Source organism: Alteromonas sp. C1M14, assembly GCF_018860965.1.
In the GTDB taxonomy this organism is placed as follows: Bacteria; Pseudomonadota; Gammaproteobacteria; order Enterobacterales; family Alteromonadaceae; genus Alteromonas.
This window is the reverse complement of sequence record NZ_JAHKQF010000015.1, coordinates 628918-645668: the sequence shown is the minus strand read 5'-3', so window position 1 is coordinate 645668 and position 16751 is coordinate 628918. Positions and strand designations below refer to the sequence as shown.

Below are 16751 nucleotides of genomic sequence, written 5' to 3'. Positions count from 1 at the left end.
CCATTATTCACGATTTTTATCTATCAGTATGAATGTAAAGGAATAAATATATTTTTTATTGTGTCTTAGAGGCTAAGTGTAAAGCATGAGCCTGACTTAGAGGCACATGCTTTTATTTCATGAGTATATTTTTACAACTAATGCTGAAATATTATTCAATGTCATTATAAAACATGTGTTTATAAAATTTTCCGAGCGGCTTTCCTTACCCGTTGGTGGTGGGCGATGAGGCAAATTTCACGACCATACCGATAAAAATTAGCCCGTAGAGAGTGATAGTAGTGAGTTGACCTTTTGTGATAAATACGGTCTCGCCGCCTACTTTTTGTGTTCGAGTAAAATTGGTATTAACTTTAAAAGCGTTTATTTTTCAATAATTAGTATCATCATTGATATTTTGTAGATGAAACTCTGTTGACAGCCACAGGATTAAAGCACTACTCTGGATAGAAATGTTATCGATTACATTTTGTTAAAGACTTTTTTCAGCTCTGTGATATAACACCGCAAAATTTCTATGGTGTTATAGCAGTAATGTCGCATAGAGCGCGCTATTGGCTATATCAACGGTGAGTAAGCAAATTGAATAATAACGAAAATAACAGTCGCGAGAGTATTCATCCGGGAAGCTGGATCCCCAGTATGTATTTCGCCATGGGACTGCCCTTTGTGGTAATCGCACAGGCGTCGGCGCTTATGTATAAAAATCTCGGCGTTAGCGATACCCAAATCGCGTTGTGGACCAGTCTTATCATGCTGCCATGGACACTAAAGCCGCTGTGGAGCCCGCTATTAGAGATGTTTCGAACGCAAAAGTATTTCGTTATTGCAACGCAACTTTTTACGGGCATTACCTTCGTGTTGGTTGCTTTCACGCTGCCATTAGATAACTTCTTTCAATATTCTATTGCGCTGTTAGGCCTGGTTGCCCTTAGTGGTGCGACCCATGATATAGCGGCTGATGGCGTGTATATCAATGTGCTTAGTTCAGAAGAACAAGCAAAATATATCGGTTGGCAAGGAGCCGCGTACAACATTGCTAAAATCGTCTCCGGTGGCGCGTTTGTCTATGTCGCTGGCGAGTTAGAGAAAACCATCGGTGTGATTTCCGCCTGGTCAATGGTTATGTCAGCCTATGGTATTTGTATGCTGGTAATGGGGATTTACCACATAAAATTTCTTCCCAAAGGAAAGGCGAATACCAATGTTAAGTCATTAAAAGAAGGCCTTACTGTACTGGTTGACGTGATCAAAACCTTTTTTAGTAAGAAGTACGTGATTTGGTATGTTGTTTTTATCATGCTTTATCGGTTTGCCGAAGGGTTTGCCATAAAAATTGCCCCCTTGTTTTTTAAAGCGAGCACAGAACAAGGAGGCTTGGGTTTAGACACCTCCGAAATCGGGGTGATTTACGGTACTTTTGGCGCTGGCGCTTTCGTTATAGGCTCTCTGTTAGGGGGTTACTATATCTCGTCTAAAGGCCTGAAACAGAGTCTTTTTCGCTTAGCTTTGGTGTTTAACATACCGTTTGCCGTTTATACCCTTCTCGCCATGTTTCAACCTGATCAACTGTGGGTTATTTCACTGGCCGTGGTCTTTGAATACTTTGGCTACGGCTTTGGTTTTGTTGCCTTAATCTTATTTATGATGCAGCAAATAGCGCCGGGTAAATACCGTACTGCACATTATGCATTTGCCACTGGGATCATGAATCTAGGGTTTATGCTGCCATCTATGATGAGTGGTGTGCTCAGTGATTGGTTGGGTTATGAAAAGTTTTTTATCTGGGTGCTAATTGCCACTGTTCCTTCTTTATTAGTCGCAAAGTATGTGCCCTTCAATAATAGTTTAGCAAAATAGACTGGAGAATTTTTTAATGTCTAAAAGTAGTGTTATCCCATGGGAAGACAAACCAGCTGATTGCAATGATGTGATGTGGCGATATTCCAATAATCCCATCATTGATCGATATGCAATACCCAGTTCTAACAGTATTTTCAATAGTGCGGTTGTCCCTTTCGGTGATGGTTTTGCTGGTGTTTTCAGATGTGATAACAAAGCCGTTCAAATGAACATTTTTGCTGGTTTTAGTAAGGATGGGATCAACTGGGATATCGAGCATGAGCCAATCGTCATGGAGGCCGGAAATACCACCATGATAGAGTCGGACTACAAATATGATCCCAGAGTCGCCTTTATCGAAGACCGCTATTGGATCACATGGTGTAACGGTTATCATGGTCCCACCATTGGTATGGCTTATACCTTTGACTTTAAAACCTTTCACCAATGTGAAAATGCATTTTTACCCTTTAATCGTAATGGTGTTTTATTTCCTGAAAAGATTAATGGTAAGTACTGCATGTTAAGTCGTCCAAGTGATAACGGACACACGCCTTTTGGTGACATTTACTTAAGTTATAGCCCGGATATGAAGTATTGGGGCGAACACCGTTGTGTGATGAAAACAACCCCCTTTGAAGATAGTGCTTGGCAGTGTCTCAAAGTCGGGGCGGGCGGTGTGCCGGTGAAAACCGATGAAGGTTGGTTGATGTTCTATCATGGCGTAATTAAAACCTGTAGTGGCTTGCGTTATTCCATGGGGGCTGCCCTTCTTGATTTAGAACAGCCAGATAAGGTGCTATACCGAACTCAGCCTTATTTATTAGCCCCTGCGACCTCCTATGAGCAAAACGGTGATGTACCGAATGTTATCTTCCCTTGTGCATCGTTACATTCTGACGATGACAAGATTGCAGTGTATTACGGTGCCGCGGATACTGTAGTCGGGATCGCATTTGGCCATATCAGTGAAATTATTGCTTTTGTTAAAAATAATTCACTCTAAGGGTTTTACAAAGCCTTCATGCTAATACACGATAAGTGGCGTATCTGCGTGTCGTCATAAATCGAATATTCGTTGAAAAATGTGTCAGCAATGCCCGCTGGCACATTTTACCTGTTTTTTTGTTCCTTGCTGCGCCTTAAATTATTCCGTTACCTCATCTTTTCTCGGCCTTTGCTGGCACCCATATCTTCATGATGATTTTGTTTGGTTCGCCAAAACCTGCTCTTTTTCGTAAACTAAGGTAAATATTTGGTTAAAACTCACGTGCTGTGTAAATAATGACAATGAATGCAACCATTAAAGATGTGGCGAAAGTCGCCGGGGTGTCTTTTAAAACGGTAAGTCGCGTTATCAATAATGAGAGTACCGTTAGCGAAGCGTTGCAAGTCAAAGTTAGGCAAGCCATTCAAGAACTGAATTACAAGCCCAACTTGAGTGCCAGAGGGTTGCGGGGAAGCACATCGTCTATCGGTTTTTTATATGATAATCCGAACAGTAATTATGTTATCGATATGCAAAAGGGGATTTTTAAAGAATGCCAAGCTTCCGGTTACGAATTGCTTATCCATCCCTGTGAAAGTGACCATGTCTCGCTGGAAGATGAAATCATTGAAATGATTTCTCGTTCAACGGTGGGCGGCCTTATTCTTACCCCTCCGGTGTCTGACAACATTGCCTTAGTTAAAAAATTAGCTAAAAAACAGATCAAGTTTGTGCGAATTGTTTCAGGTTCTGCCCCTCCCGATGAATTTGGGCCTTTTGTGCTAATTGATGATAGGCAAGCCGCTTATGAAATCTCGACTCACCTTATTGAACTTGGCCATAAAGATTTGGTGTTTATGTGCGGAGATGCCCAACACAAAAGTAATACTGAGCGTTTAAATGGCTTTTTACAGGCATTAGCGAATAGGGGACTTAATGTGAAAGACGAAAACATCTTATCGGGCAATTTTAGTTTTGATTCAGGGGTTTTACGTACAAATCAATTACTCGCTAGAGGTTCCGCATTACCTTCGGCGATATTTGCCTGTAACGATGAAATTGCGGCAGGATGCTTGTTTGCGGCTCGTGCTGCAGGCATTGATGTGCCCACAACATTAAGTATTGCCGGCTTTGAAGATAGTCCCTATTCCCGTCAAACATGGCCATACCTGACAACAGCAAAGCAACATAATGTGGATATCGCTAAAATTGCCACAAAAATGCTGATCAAAGAAATAAAGTCCCCGACGCAAAAACCACAGGATAATCAGGTGTTTTGTCCAGAACTTCTGGTAAGAGATTCCACCACCGAATTTTAACTAGATAGATTTTATTTTTACCAGTTATTACAATGTCTTACAGGGTAATTTTAGGGCTCAAGTTCCACCTTTTAGAAAACGATATCTGGTTACAAAAAGCTGCCAACACGGCGTCATAAAAAAGTAGCAATCTGACAGTAAAATATAAAAATTTTACAAAAATGTTAAATGTGCATTGACAACGTTGTCCCATGGTAATAATTTAGACAATAGCAGGCCAATAACATAATAATATTTTTCGCGTTACACCATTTTTTATTCGTTTAAAATGACAACGTTGCCAGCGGCTTGCAAACCAATAAGTGTCGATGTGGAATTCGAGTAATACCACTACATAAGTAGAATATTCAGAGAGAAATTGATATGAGTTCATGGCTAAAAAATCACACAAACGAACCTAAGCGATTCGCGTTGTCTCCAACTGTTGTCTCTATCCTTGCAGCATTGTCAGGAACTACTCCCTATGCATTCGGTCAAGAGGCTGGTGCGGCGAACGATGGTACTGAGGTCATCCAGGTGACGGGTGTGCGCGGTGCATTAGAAAAAGCGGTGGAAACCAAGCGTTCCTCGGTAGGTATACTGGATGCCATCTCAGCGGAAGATTTGGGTAAACTACCAGATTCTGATGTGGGTGAGTCTCTTGGACGAATTCCTGGTGTCAGTGTGGATCGCGCATTTGGCCAAGGCGCCTCAGTGTCTATTAGAGGTACGGACCCACAAATGACGTACACTACCTTGAACGGTCAGTCTGTGGCGTCAACCGGTTGGTATGACCAGGTGGCTGTGGATCGCTCGTTTAACTATTCAATGCTGCCCTCTGAATTGATCAGTGGTATGGAAGTGTATAAAACGTCTCGCGCCGATTTACCCGAAGGAGGCATTGGCGGCACGGTTATCGTAAACACCAGAAAGCCGTTATCTTTAGATGCCAATACTCTCTACTTAGGCTCGAAATATTCTGTCGGTACAGTCAGTGATGACGGTCAAGAATACTCTGGCTTGTACAGTTGGAAAAATGACGACAATAACTTTGGGGTGCTTGTGGCCGGGGCATTTACCGATGGAGATTATATCCGTCGGGGTACAGAAGCCGATACTCGCTGGTCCAGTGATGTTTCTCCAACTACTTTTGTACAGGAAAGAAAGCGTACTGCTTTTGATATCTCAGCTCAGTATCGACCTACTGATGCACTGGAAATTGGTTTTCATTGGTTGAGTATGACATTGGATGCTGATAACTCAAACACCAGCCATTACATTTTCCATGAAGATAATTGTACGCTTCGTAACGAGGTTACCTCTGACTACAACCCGGACGGCGTTTGTATTGCCAGTGACACATCAGCGGATAATGCCACCGATGCGTTTGTGCAAACCTGGGCACGTGCAGCTTCCATGAGTTCCGATAGCGTTACTTTGGACTTTAAATATACCGGAGATAATTACGAGTTAACGGCTGTGGTGGGTAATACGCAGGCTGATGGCGGAACCGATTTAACCACTAACTATTCTTATGACGCCTCTACTGAAGGTGCCAGTTTACCCACTTGGACGGGAACCATTGATGCCACAGGGCATAAAATTGATATCAACCCCACTTCTGATCAAAGCGTATCGTTAGATAACCTACCTACTGAAACTACTGCATCTGGTGCATGGGCGACCACCAAAGGGCCTAATACCGATGAAGAAACTTACGCTCAGCTAGATCTTGAGTACTATATTGACCGTGGCATCTTCTCCTCTTTTAAAACCGGTGTCCGGGCAACCAGCCATGAATTAGAGCAGAAAAAGTATCGCGCAACCTGGGTCGATGATGATGACATCGTTTATGTGGATACGGCAGACCTTTATAGCGGTACCATCGAAATGGGTGAAAATGGTTGGTCATTCCCTCGCCCGAATATTTCTGCCATGGTGTCAAATACCATAGATAACGTTGCCGGCTGGGTAGAAGAGCGCTCCAATTACGGATTGATTGAAGAAGATAATTTTTCGGTTTACGGCATGTTAATCATTGAAGGGGATAATTTTAGTGGTGACATAGGCCTTAGGTATATTCGCACTAAGGCGTCAGCCAGCGGTTATAGTCTAGATGGCACAGAGATCACAGCCGACGATGTTTCCAACAATGATGGCTGGGGATATGATCTTACCTCTGAGTCTTCCTCTTATGATGACTTTTTACCTAGTTTTAATTTGAAGTACGAATTAGACGAAAATATCATAATTCGAGTCTCGGCTTCCCAAGCAATTACAAGAGCGAACTATGAAAGTATGTTCCTCGCTTCTATGGAAGGGTATAACGACAATATATCAGGAAACGAAGAAGTCACCTTTGGTGATCCTGGTCTTGAGCCGCAAAAAAGTACGCAAGCGGACGTCGCATTTGAATACTACTATGGTCAAGGTAACTTAATGTCGGTGGGCCTTTTCACCAAGCATGTATCTAACTTTATTGTTTCTCAGACGGAAGTGTCTCAGTCGATTGGTGTTGTCAGCCCTGACATTGATGCAGATAGCTGGACAGTAAACCAATATGTTAATGCTGGTAGTGGCGATATATACGGTGCAGAGTTTCAGATTCAGCATGCGTTTGAAAATGGGTTTGGTACGATAATTAACTACACCTATGCTGACGCCAAAGCGCCAAAAGAAAGTTTCACCGATGAAATACCCGTATTTACCAACTCATCTAAGCACACAGGAAACCTTGTTGTTTATTGGGAAAATGAGCAGTTCTCGGCAAGAACGGCTTATAACTACCGTTCAAAATATATGGTTCGTGAAACAGGTTGGTACGGAAACCGTATGCATGACGACTACGGCACCCTTGATGCGAGCTTTGCATGGAATGCCACTGATAACTTCAAATTCACATTAGAAGTAGCCAATATTCTAGAAGAAGACGACGTGCAATATGGTGCCGCAGATATGGACACCTCGGTGAAAGATGCCCTTAAAGAAGGCTACCCAGCATGGTCCTTTATGGGTGAGCGCACAATGAAATTCGGTGTAAGCTACAAGTACTAGTAATACCGTGTAAAAAATAATTGATGACTAAAAAAGCCCAACCCACGTTGGGCTTTTTTTATCCGCAGTTTTCACACCAATAACTAGGTATAAAACCCCACTCACAAGGGCAAGTTCATGTAGTTATGCAAAGGAGGCGTGGATTAGAAGTCAAAAAATGTGTTGACGGTTAAACGTCCGTTTTGCGGGCTGGTACTGATACTTAGTTCACTGTTCTTAATATAGGGGTTGTGGATAAGCCCCCCAGGATAAACCACTAATCGGTTATACACGCCTTCGATATACCCTATTTTAGTGTACTGTGAGTTACTGTCGAAACGATAGGTTGGGGTGGGCAAAGCAGTCGTATTGAGTTCTTCGTAATAACGATCTAAGTAACCATCTACATTTTGCTTGGTGATGCGTTCAATGCCAGTGGAACAATGCCGGTAAAAGGCGGTACCGCCATGTTCTGCGCCGGAAAGGTAGAGAATTGCGGCTAAATGGTTGGGTTCGCTGGAATCAAAATGAGGGGTAGATTGAATGGGGCTCAGGCTGTCTTCTGCCATAGTGAGCAGCGACATGGCGCATAGGCTTTTTCGAATATCTTTACCGGCTCCTACATTAAAAACGCGTTTTAATATCGGTTCGATGTAGGTGGTTAAATTATACGAATAATTTTGCGGTGCCGGAGCCCGTACACCAGGGTAACCTTTCTTTGATTGGTAACCGGGATAGGGGTCGTACTGACTGTGTCTGGCATAATCAATGAGCTGCGTTGGTTGGTCTAAAAAATTGTCAATACACAGGGCCTTATGCTCACCAATTGAAATCGTATGCATAACTTTATTGTTGCTAAGCTTACAAGCAGGATCACTCATCATATTGTTGATCAACAAGACACATTTTAGATAGGCAAAGATATTACAATGAATTACTATAACTGACAACGTTGTCTATGGATGGGGTGGCGCGAGTGACAAGTCAGCCGATGGTTTCATGGGGCGTTAACGTATCTGTGTAGCAAACAACAAGGGGCATGGGTTATCAGTAATATAAATAAAATGACTAGGAACGCTAAACTATCTTGGCGCCAACCGAGTATCATACCCAAACCGCAATACTGTACATTTCATGTCGGAAGGTTTGCATTAGGTTCGCAGTTGCGGGTTTTTACGGCTGCCTGTTTTGTGGACGAGATAACGCGCTGGCAGCGTTGGTTTAAATTAGAGCTTAATGTCTCGCTGCTACTTGACGATGTTAAGTGGGAAGGCCAAGCGACCTCTACTGACAGTCAATCCTTCGCAAAAGCACAAGTTGACGGCGTGCCCAGGCTGACGGTTGAAAAAAACACAGCTCTTGGACCTGAAGAATATACGCTGAAGGTAAGTCAAACTGCTATTGGTGTTGCGGCATCGTCCACAACAGGGGTGTTCTATGCTTTTCAAACCCTAATTCAACTGATACCCAATGCCGCCTTTTTAGACTTTAAGGGAGGTCAGGTAAGCTGGCTCTTACCACAGGTTGAAATCAAAGATAGCCCACGGTTTTCTTATCGAGGGATGCATTTAGACGTGGCTAGACGGTTTATGCCGGTCACCTTTATTAAGCATTTTATTGACTTGCTAGCGCTGCATAAAATCAATCGCTTTCACTGGCACCTTACCGATGATCAAGGCTGGCGAATAGAAATTCGCGCTTTCCCCAAACTGACAGAGCAGGGAGCATGGCGCAATCAAACCGTAGTCGGTCACACGCTGGATGGCGATTTTACCGGGGATGGTATCGCCCATGGCGGGTATTATAGCCAAGACGACGTGCGGGATATTGTGGCGTATGCCCAAACAAAACACGTTGTCGTCGTACCAGAAATCGACTTACCTGGCCATGCTACTGCCTTTTTGCATGCTTATCCAAACTTTGGTTGTACCGGCAACAAGCCACCAGTCGAAGAAAGTTTTGGTATCTTCCAGCATGTATTGTGTCCTACCGAGGAAACCTTCCAGGCCCTTCATACTTTGTTTCGGGAAATTGCCGATTTGTTTCCTGGAGATTATATTCACCTTGGTGGTGACGAAGTGGTTAAGACCCAGTGGCAGCAAAGTCCATTTGTGAGTGAACTCATGAAAGAACAGGGTTGGCAAAGCTACGACCGTGTTCACCATTACTTCATTAAACGGGTTTCTGACATCATTATCTCGTTGGGTAAAAAGCCCATAGGCTGGAATGAGGTAATAGAAGGCGGCGAGATACCTGGCACCACAATAATGTGTTGGCAAAACGCCCAGGTGGGATTAGATGCCGCTGAAGCAGGATATGAAGTTATCATGAGCCCCGCATCGAGTACCTATTTCGACTTTTATCAATCAAAATCTGTTGACGAACCCATGAGTATTCATGGGCTTACGTCTACGTCTGATGTTTATCATTTCCAACCCATACCGGCACAACATCGCGATTCGCCGTTAAAGGATCATATTATTGGTATTCAGGGGCAGCTGTGGAGTGAGTATTTTACTACGTTAGCGCAAGTGGAATATATGGCTATCCCACGCATGACGGCGCTAGCAGAAGTGGCATGGACACAATCAGAAGAAAAAAACTGGGCTGAGTTTAGTGGCCGGCTTAAGCACCTGATGCAACGATTCACCTATATGGGAATAAACGTTTCTGAATCCATTTATGCGACGGATATCTCCTCGTCTTTGATAGGAACTGGGCTAAGCGCACAGCATCACATTTCGTTGTCCGCTGAAATTAAAGATGACATTACTTGGTATTACTCTTTAGATGGCTCTGATCCTAAATATGGTCAGCGCGTTGATAAGCCATTGGTGTTAACAGGGAATACAAATTTAAGCGTCAGAGCGCAGGATAAGATCCATGGTCGATGGTACTCCAAAAGCCGATTTCACACCCTAAACAGTAAACTGGTGGGAGCAAGGTTGAGTTTACGTCATTGTCAGGTCAATCGAGAGTGGAACCCTGCACCAGAAAAAACCTTAGTCAGTGGAATAAGTCGTAAATTGAACTGTTTTCATGCTGATGAATGGGCGCACTTTCCTACCGGCGAAGCGCAAATTGAAATTGATGTTATGCAAGCACAAACCTTCAGCCAGGTAACCTTAGGTTATACACCGGGGTTACACCGACACTTTGCTCCTCCCCGGTACGTTCAACTGTGCCAGTCAAACGATGGGGTTTGTTGGAGTAAAGTGATAACTGCCAAAGAAGATAATTTGCTAAATGATGGCAGTAGCGTAACGCTAAACGTCGCGGAGTTTACGACGCGGTATTTAAAGCTAATTATCAAAACCGAGGCAACAACCTTTCAGCGTCAAACAATGGCTTATGAAATCGTGCCCCTTATGTTAGATGAAATAGTCGCCTTATAAGCCGCATTTACCCCACGCTAACGGTGCGACTAAAAATCATAAGATGTCATCAAATAAAGACGGCGGCGTTCACCCACGTACGAGCCAATGGTTTCGGTAAAGCCACTGATGGCATATTCTTTATCAAATAGGTTCTTCACATTGGCCTGAATTTTCCAATCCTGCCATTGGGTTTGCCACGACAAATCGAAAATTGTATAGGGTTTTACAATTTGATTGCTGCGATTGCGCTGCTCACTCACATAATCCATACCCAAGGCGATAGATGAGTTGATACTGGGGAAATCATAGCGGGTCCATACCCCTAATTGATGTCGTGGAATATTGGCCGTATATTGGTAATCATTATCGGTGTCACTGACGGTGACATCGTTGTATGCATAATTGATATTGGCCACCCAGCGTGAGGTAATATCGGTAATAATATCTACCTCAAGGCCTTGGCTGCGAATTTTTCCAATGGCAACGTTATAGTCATCGTTGTCTACATCTTCGGCTAACATGTTTTTGCGTTCGATATGAAACGCGGCAAGGTTTAGGTTCATTTTTTTATCGAACCAAAAGCTGCGTACACCCATTTCAAATTGTTGGCTTTCTTCCGGATCGAATAAACTCCCGTCTTCAGAGGTATTTTGATCTTCTGCAGACTGGGGAGAAAACCCGGTGGAATAAGACATATAGGGGATCACCTGGGAGTTTAACGAGTAGGTGGCACCAAGACGGGTGGAATAGCCGAGATCATGATATGACGCAGTGGCGTTATCTTTATAATCCGAAAAATCTTCATCAATATAGTCACCCCGAGCACTGACCACCAAGTTTAGCTTATCGGTGATGGCCCATTGATCTTGAGCAAAGAGCCCCATTTGGTTTAACACCGTATGTTCATCGGCATATAAGGTCATGACATAGTCGTTAATATCATCCTGACCATATACGGGGTTAAACAGGCTTAAATTGGATACGCCATCATCTTCACCGGTGGCGCGATAGTACAAATAGTCATTAGTGTTATAGGTATAGTCTGTGCCGAAAACCAAGGTATGATCGGCGAGTTCAGCAACCAGATACCCAGCTACAAAAGCCCCTTTATTTTGTTCGTAACGGTCGCGATATTGGCGTTTGGTTTCATCATATTCACCATCCTCGTCGCTATCAATTAGTGCATTGAGTTCATGGTAATTTTGCGTTTCTTTATTGGTATAGTAACGAGCATTCAACTGACTGCTTAACCAGCTGTTAATATCGGTACGTAAATTAAGTTGTAAAACATTCGCGGTGAGCTCTTGATAATCGCTGGCTTCATTATTATTCCAAGAGGTATTGGTTAAGAAGTTTCCATCATCGTCGGTGGGAATGCCCCTTAGTCTCGCGCCATCAATATGCTGATAGATGTGGTTGTATTGTACGGTTAAGGTGTTGTTAGCATTGATATCCCACCCATAGCCTACATCAATACTTCGATTTTGTTCGTCAACATTATTGCGGTAAGAACCTTCATCACTGATAAACACTCCCACACGATAGCGTTGGGAAGCTGCCTCATTAATCGGGCCGGAAGACTCAATACTGCCGCTTAAAAAGTCTTTATTGCCTAGCCCTAATTCCATGGTATTGATGGCTTCGTAAGTGGGTTTTTTGGTTACGTAATTAATCACGCCCCCAGAATCGCCAGCCCCGTAGACGGCCCCAGATGGACCTTTCAATACTTGGATTTCTTGAATAGAAAATAACTGGGGGATGGAAAAACCACTAAAAGGGTCACCCTTTAATCCATCATAGAGAATTTCATCTTGGGCGAAGCCACGCATGGTGACGGTGGAAAAATTATTGTATGAGACACCTGAAATTGAGCGGTAAAGATCGGAGATTTCATAAGCTGCCTGATCGGTGATTAACGCTTGGGTAAGCACCTGAATACTTTGGGGGATCTTTTCAATTGCTGTATTGGTTCTTGTGCCTAAGTTTGCGTGGTCGGATTTATACAAAGATAAAGCGCGTCCAGTCACTTCAATATGCTGTAGTTCATCATCAGGTATTTGAGGCGCCGCGGTGACATTGTCGTCGCTGGATTCTGACGATGCTGCTTCAGCAAAAGACGTCACTAACAATAAGGTGCATGCAGTGAAAATGGCGCAGGGAAGAGATAAAGACATAATGAGCAAAATAAGGAGTTACTGAAAAATTGCCCGTATAATATTGATTATGATAATCATTTGCAATAAGGGTGGGAGGCAGAGGCTTGTACAGGGGCAATCTTTACGTAATCTTGACCCTTGTCGGCAAGCATTGTATTAAGGTCACCAATATCACCAGATGATGTTCCCACGACAGTCGTGCTACATTGCTTTATTATCATTTATAATTATAGAGGCGCGCCATGCGTATATTACTGCTTTTCTTAATGAGCTTTTCGATTTTGGGTTGTAGTTCGTTAGCATCGTTAACGTCTTATACGGTTAACAATTCAGAACTCGAAACGGTGCTTAGCAAACAACTGCTTAAATTAAACGATAATACCCGTGTATTGGGGGTTCCCGTTGAAATTGCAGTGAATGATCTAGCCGTAGATATTGGCCCAGACAACAAAGATGTGATCCGGTTAACCGTCGATGCCGATGCCATTGCAGGTATGCTGGGGTTTACGTATCCGGCCAAGGTGACGTTAAGTTTAGAAGGTGCACCATCTTACAATGCCAGCGAAAAAGCCATCTACGTGCAATCGCTAACCTTATTAGATAGCAGTATTCAAACCGGTGGCTTTAGTGGCAATTTGGCGCCAGTCAGTAACGATGTCATGGCGTTGGTCAACGCGTACTTAAAAACCAACCCAGTTTACACCTTAGATACCAGCCAACCAGGGGTGGCATGGCTAGCCACTATTCCGTTGAACATGTCGGTAGAAGCCGGAAAAATACGTTTTGCACCCGCGACCAATTAAGAACTTAGTGGTTTTTCAATGGTAAAAATACGATGAATGTTAGGCAATGAACCCAGTAAATGGGCCTTTATGTGGTAACAGAGAGCAAGACGCTGCTGTTACCACATGGCTAGCTGGTTTATTTATATAAGGCTTTTTCGTGCCTAAGTGATCTTGCTTTTACTAACGAAACCTTAGCATGCCTTCATGTAAGTCACTGACAGATTGGCAACCCATTAACATCATATCGCGCTGGATTTCGGCTTTCATTAGGCTAAGTGCCCGTTCCACGCCAGGTTGACCTGCAGCCGCCAATGGGTACAAGTAACACCGTCCGCCTCCCACCGCTTTCGCACCTAATGCTAAGGCTTTCACCACATGAGATCCCCGTTGAATACCGCTGTCCATAATCACATCAATTTTATCGCCCACGGCGTCGACAATTTCTTTGAGTTGATCAAATGGTGCGCGAGAGCCATCGAGTTGACGTCCACCATGGTTAGATAGGATGATCCCTGTACAACCAATTTCCACTGCTTTTTTCGCATCCTCTACCGACATGATCCCTTTTAAACAGAATTGACCATCCCACTCTTGAACCATTTTAGCCACGTCATCCCAATTCATGGCAGGGTCGAGCATTTCAGAAAAATATCGGCCAATAGACATGGCTCCGCCATCCATATCGATGTGTTCATCCAATTGAGGCAAACTGAATGATTCGTGAGTAACGTAGTTGATCCCCCACATGGGCTTAATGGCAAACTGCATGATGCCGCCTAAAGTCAGCTTAAAGGGAATGGAAAAGCCGGTACGTAGATCCCGTTCCCGGTTGCCACCGGTAATACTGTCAACGGTAAGCATCATCACTTCCACACCGGCTTCTTTGGCCCGCTGCATCATGGCACTATTTAACCCACGATCTTTATGAAAATAAAACTGGTAGACCTGGGGCGTATCGTGTTTTTTGCGCAGTTCTTCAAGGCTTACCGTGCCTAAAGAAGATACGCCAAACATGGTGCCATGCTTGGCTGCTGCCGCTGCTACAGCTCGTTCGCCTTGGTGATGGAAGAGGCGTTGCAAGGCGGTAGGGGAGCAATAAAGGGGCATGGCTAATTTCTGTCCCATTACGGTAACGGATAAATCAATATCTTTAACACCCCGCAATACATTGGGTACTAAATCACAAGCCGCAAAGGCGTCGCTGTTGCGCTGTTGGGTTACCTCATCATCGGCGCCGCCATCAATATAATTAAAAATTGGGCCAGGTAAACGTCGCTTAGCGAGTTGACGAAAATCATGATAGTTGTGGCAATCTTTGAGTCTCATAATGGGGCTTCATGTTGAGTTGTTTTGGTAAACATACTTTACCAGTTGTGTTTGGTCAATTTTATTTACCACAAAGGGCTACTCTTATTTGAGGATCACAGGTAAAATTGCCTCATTCTGATGACGTGCCTGTTTACCCGAGTTTCTATGAAATCACCCTCTTTTATCGCCAACGAAACACAAGCGAAATGCCGTGCTGAAATATTTGAATCGGTACAGCAGCACTCGTTATCTGATGCGGTGGTGGAACAACTAGAAAATTATATTCTCGACGGTATTTTAAGCAGTGGGATGCAATTACCGGCTGAACGAGCGTTAGCAGAACAGTTAGGTGTGTCACGACCTAAATTGCGTGAAGCGTTACGTATCTTAGAAGAGCGTGGACTGTTAGTTATTCATCCAGGTAGTGGTGCCGTTGTGGCTCCGTTAAGTGGTGACGTGATGACACCAGCGCTTATTGCCTTGTACTGTCGTCATCCGCGGGCTATTCAAGACCATTTAGAGTATCGTAAAAGTCAGGAAGTGTTTGCAGCCCAATTGGCTAGCGAGCGCGCCACGCAAGAAGATAAACAGGGTATTCAGACCATTCTTGATGAAATGATACGTGCCGATGAAAACGGTGACTTATCTCAGGCATTAGAATTGGATGCCCAATTGCATATGGCAATTGTACACGCTAGTCATAATCGTACCCTTATACATATGATGGCGTCTCTATATAGTTTGAACCGCAGTGGGATGTTTTTCAGTCGTAGTGAAATGTTAAATCAACGGCATTGCGCGCAAACGTTACTTGAGCAGCATCTCGCCTTAGGAAACGCGGTGATCAAAGGCGAAACGGAACATGCTATGGCTGTTGCTGTTCAGCACATCGATTACGTCGCCAATGCCCTTGCTCAATTGTTAGCTCAGCAGCAGCGTGAAGCGTTAGCAGCAAAACGTTACGCTTAATTTTTATTTTTCACGTTTTTCTTAACACGTAGCCAGACCGTTCATGGTCTTTATCTATTTATATTTCAATTTGGAGTTGTTTTGAGTTGGGCCTTTTTTACTCTGTTAGCCGTGGTTTTCCAAACCTTTCGCAATGCATTTCAAAGTCAGTTAAGCCATAGTGTAAGCACCTCAGGCGTTACTTTATCCCGCTTTTTGTTTGCCCCGCCAATCGCCCTGCTTTATCTATTGATTCTGTACTATTTTAAGCCAGTTTCGGTGCCGCATTTTACCCTTAAATATGGGCTTATGGCTGTGGCCGCAGCAATGCTACAAATTGCTGCAACCTCTTTAATGGTGATCTTATTTAAGCAAAAGAATTTTGCCATCGGCGCGGGATTAGCCAAAAGTGAAGCGCTAGCGGCGGGTATCTTCGGCACATTATTGTTTGGCAGTGTATTAACTCCAATGGGGTGGGTTGGCATTGTCATTGGCACCTTTGCTGTATTTGTTTTAAGCGGCTTTCGTCGAGGTGGTGAGGTGAGTTTAAGTACGGTATTTATAGGCTTAGCTTGCGGTACCTGCTTTGCCTTTGCATCGTTACTTATTCGAGAACTAAGTCATTTATTGCCCTTGCCCAGTTACCACAGTGCTGCATGGACGCTGCTTTGGATTTTATGTATTCAAACGTTTTTTTTGTGTAGTTATATCGCTTTACGTCGGCCCCAAACGATGAAGCAATTAGGCAACCACCGAAAGTTTACCTTGGTAACCAGCTTTGCCAGTTGTGTAGGCTCAATATGCTGGTTTACTGCCATGACATTAAACGATGTGGCTTATGTGAAAACACTCGGTCAAGTCGAAGTGCTGTTAACCATGTTTATATCGGTATTTTGGCTTAAAAAGCGGGTGGCCAAACATGAAGTGGTGGGGTTAATGCTTATTGGCCTGGCGGCAATTTTTGTGCTGTGGAGTTAGCGGATTAGTTGTTATATCCTAATAGGTTAGTTCATTAT

11 protein-coding genes are annotated in these 16751 nt (G+C 43.7%); 8 read left to right on the top strand and 3 right to left on the bottom strand.

Annotated features, from left to right (window positions below; genetic code table 11):
* The first annotated feature begins 582 nt into the window (after positions 1 to 582).
* The 4 genes from KO501_RS15155 to KO501_RS15140 all read left to right on the top strand — a co-directional run bounded on the left by KO501_RS15155 (position 583) and on the right by KO501_RS15140 (position 7182).
* A complete protein-coding gene (locus KO501_RS15155) occupies positions 583 to 1860 on the top strand; it encodes an MFS transporter (RefSeq protein WP_216030501.1) in 1278 nt (425 codons plus the stop codon).
* Between the two features lie 16 nt (positions 1861 to 1876).
* A complete protein-coding gene (locus KO501_RS15150; protein WP_216030500.1) occupies positions 1877 to 2848 on the top strand; it encodes a glycoside hydrolase family 130 protein in 972 nt (323 codons plus the stop codon).
* Positions 2849 to 3132: 284 nt separating this feature from the next.
* Positions 3133 to 4149, top strand: a complete 1017-nt coding sequence (locus KO501_RS15145; RefSeq protein ID WP_216030648.1) for a LacI family DNA-binding transcriptional regulator — start codon at positions 3133 to 3135, stop codon at positions 4147 to 4149.
* 363 nt (positions 4150 to 4512) lie between these two features.
* On the top strand, positions 4513 to 7182 hold the full coding sequence (locus KO501_RS15140; RefSeq protein ID WP_216030499.1) for a TonB-dependent receptor: 2670 nt from the start codon (positions 4513 to 4515) through the stop codon (positions 7180 to 7182).
* A gap of 143 nt (positions 7183 to 7325) precedes the next feature.
* On the opposite strand, the gene KO501_RS15135 is transcribed toward KO501_RS15140, so the two are convergent.
* On the bottom strand, positions 7326 to 8003 hold the full coding sequence (locus KO501_RS15135; protein ID WP_216030498.1) for a DUF6445 family protein: 678 nt from the start codon (positions 8001 to 8003) through the stop codon (positions 7326 to 7328).
* A 222-nt stretch (positions 8004 to 8225) separates the two neighbouring features.
* On the opposite strand from KO501_RS15135, the gene KO501_RS15130 reads away from it, so the two are divergent.
* Positions 8226 to 10556 carry a family 20 glycosylhydrolase gene (locus KO501_RS15130; protein WP_216030497.1) on the top strand — a complete coding sequence of 777 codons (2331 nt, stop codon included), beginning with the start codon at positions 8226 to 8228 and terminating at the stop codon, positions 10554 to 10556.
* Between the two features lie 29 nt (positions 10557 to 10585).
* Here KO501_RS15130 and KO501_RS15125 read toward each other — a convergent pair whose 3' ends face one another.
* Positions 10586 to 12712, bottom strand: coding sequence for a TonB-dependent receptor (locus tag KO501_RS15125; protein WP_216030496.1), 2127 nt, complete (start codon positions 12710 to 12712; stop codon positions 10586 to 10588).
* 224 nt (positions 12713 to 12936) lie between these two features.
* Here KO501_RS15125 and KO501_RS15120 point away from each other — a divergent pair, with 224 nt between their 5' ends.
* On the top strand, positions 12937 to 13497 hold the full coding sequence (locus KO501_RS15120; protein ID WP_216030495.1) for a DUF1439 domain-containing protein: 561 nt from the start codon (positions 12937 to 12939) through the stop codon (positions 13495 to 13497).
* Between the two features lie 162 nt (positions 13498 to 13659).
* Here KO501_RS15120 and KO501_RS15115 read toward each other — a convergent pair whose 3' ends face one another.
* Positions 13660 to 14805: an alpha-hydroxy acid oxidase gene (locus tag KO501_RS15115; protein ID WP_216030494.1), complete on the bottom strand. Its 1146-nt coding sequence runs from the start codon at positions 14803 to 14805 to the stop codon at positions 13660 to 13662.
* A gap of 147 nt (positions 14806 to 14952) precedes the next feature.
* On the opposite strand from KO501_RS15115, the gene KO501_RS15110 reads away from it, so the two are divergent.
* The gene (locus KO501_RS15110; RefSeq protein ID WP_216030493.1) at positions 14953 to 15756 is read left to right on the top strand and encodes a FadR/GntR family transcriptional regulator; all 804 of its coding nucleotides are present in this window, start codon (positions 14953 to 14955) and stop codon (positions 15754 to 15756) included.
* 81 nt (positions 15757 to 15837) lie between these two features.
* Entirely contained in the window at positions 15838 to 16713 is an 876-nt protein-coding gene (locus KO501_RS15105; protein ID WP_216030492.1) for a DMT family transporter, read from the top strand.
* Positions 16714 to 16751: the final 38 nt, after the last annotated feature.

Coding starts and splice junctions, on each gene's coding strand:
- KO501_RS15110 (WP_216030493.1), top strand. CDS start 14,953: ATGAAATCACCCTCTTTTATCGCCAACGAAACACAAGCGAAATGCCGT.
- KO501_RS15115 (WP_216030494.1), bottom strand. CDS start 14,805: ATGAGACTCAAAGATTGCCACAACTATCATGATTTTCGTCAACTCGCT.
- KO501_RS15125 (WP_216030496.1), bottom strand. CDS start 12,712: ATGTCTTTATCTCTTCCCTGCGCCATTTTCACTGCATGCACCTTATTG.
- KO501_RS15120 (WP_216030495.1), top strand. CDS start 12,937: ATGCGTATATTACTGCTTTTCTTAATGAGCTTTTCGATTTTGGGTTGT.
- KO501_RS15145 (WP_216030648.1), top strand. CDS start 3,133: ATGAATGCAACCATTAAAGATGTGGCGAAAGTCGCCGGGGTGTCTTTT.
- KO501_RS15135 (WP_216030498.1), bottom strand. CDS start 8,003: ATGCATACGATTTCAATTGGTGAGCATAAGGCCCTGTGTATTGACAAT.
- KO501_RS15130 (WP_216030497.1), top strand. CDS start 8,226: ATGACTAGGAACGCTAAACTATCTTGGCGCCAACCGAGTATCATACCC.
- KO501_RS15150 (WP_216030500.1), top strand. CDS start 1,877: ATGTCTAAAAGTAGTGTTATCCCATGGGAAGACAAACCAGCTGATTGC.
- KO501_RS15140 (WP_216030499.1), top strand. CDS start 4,513: ATGAGTTCATGGCTAAAAAATCACACAAACGAACCTAAGCGATTCGCG.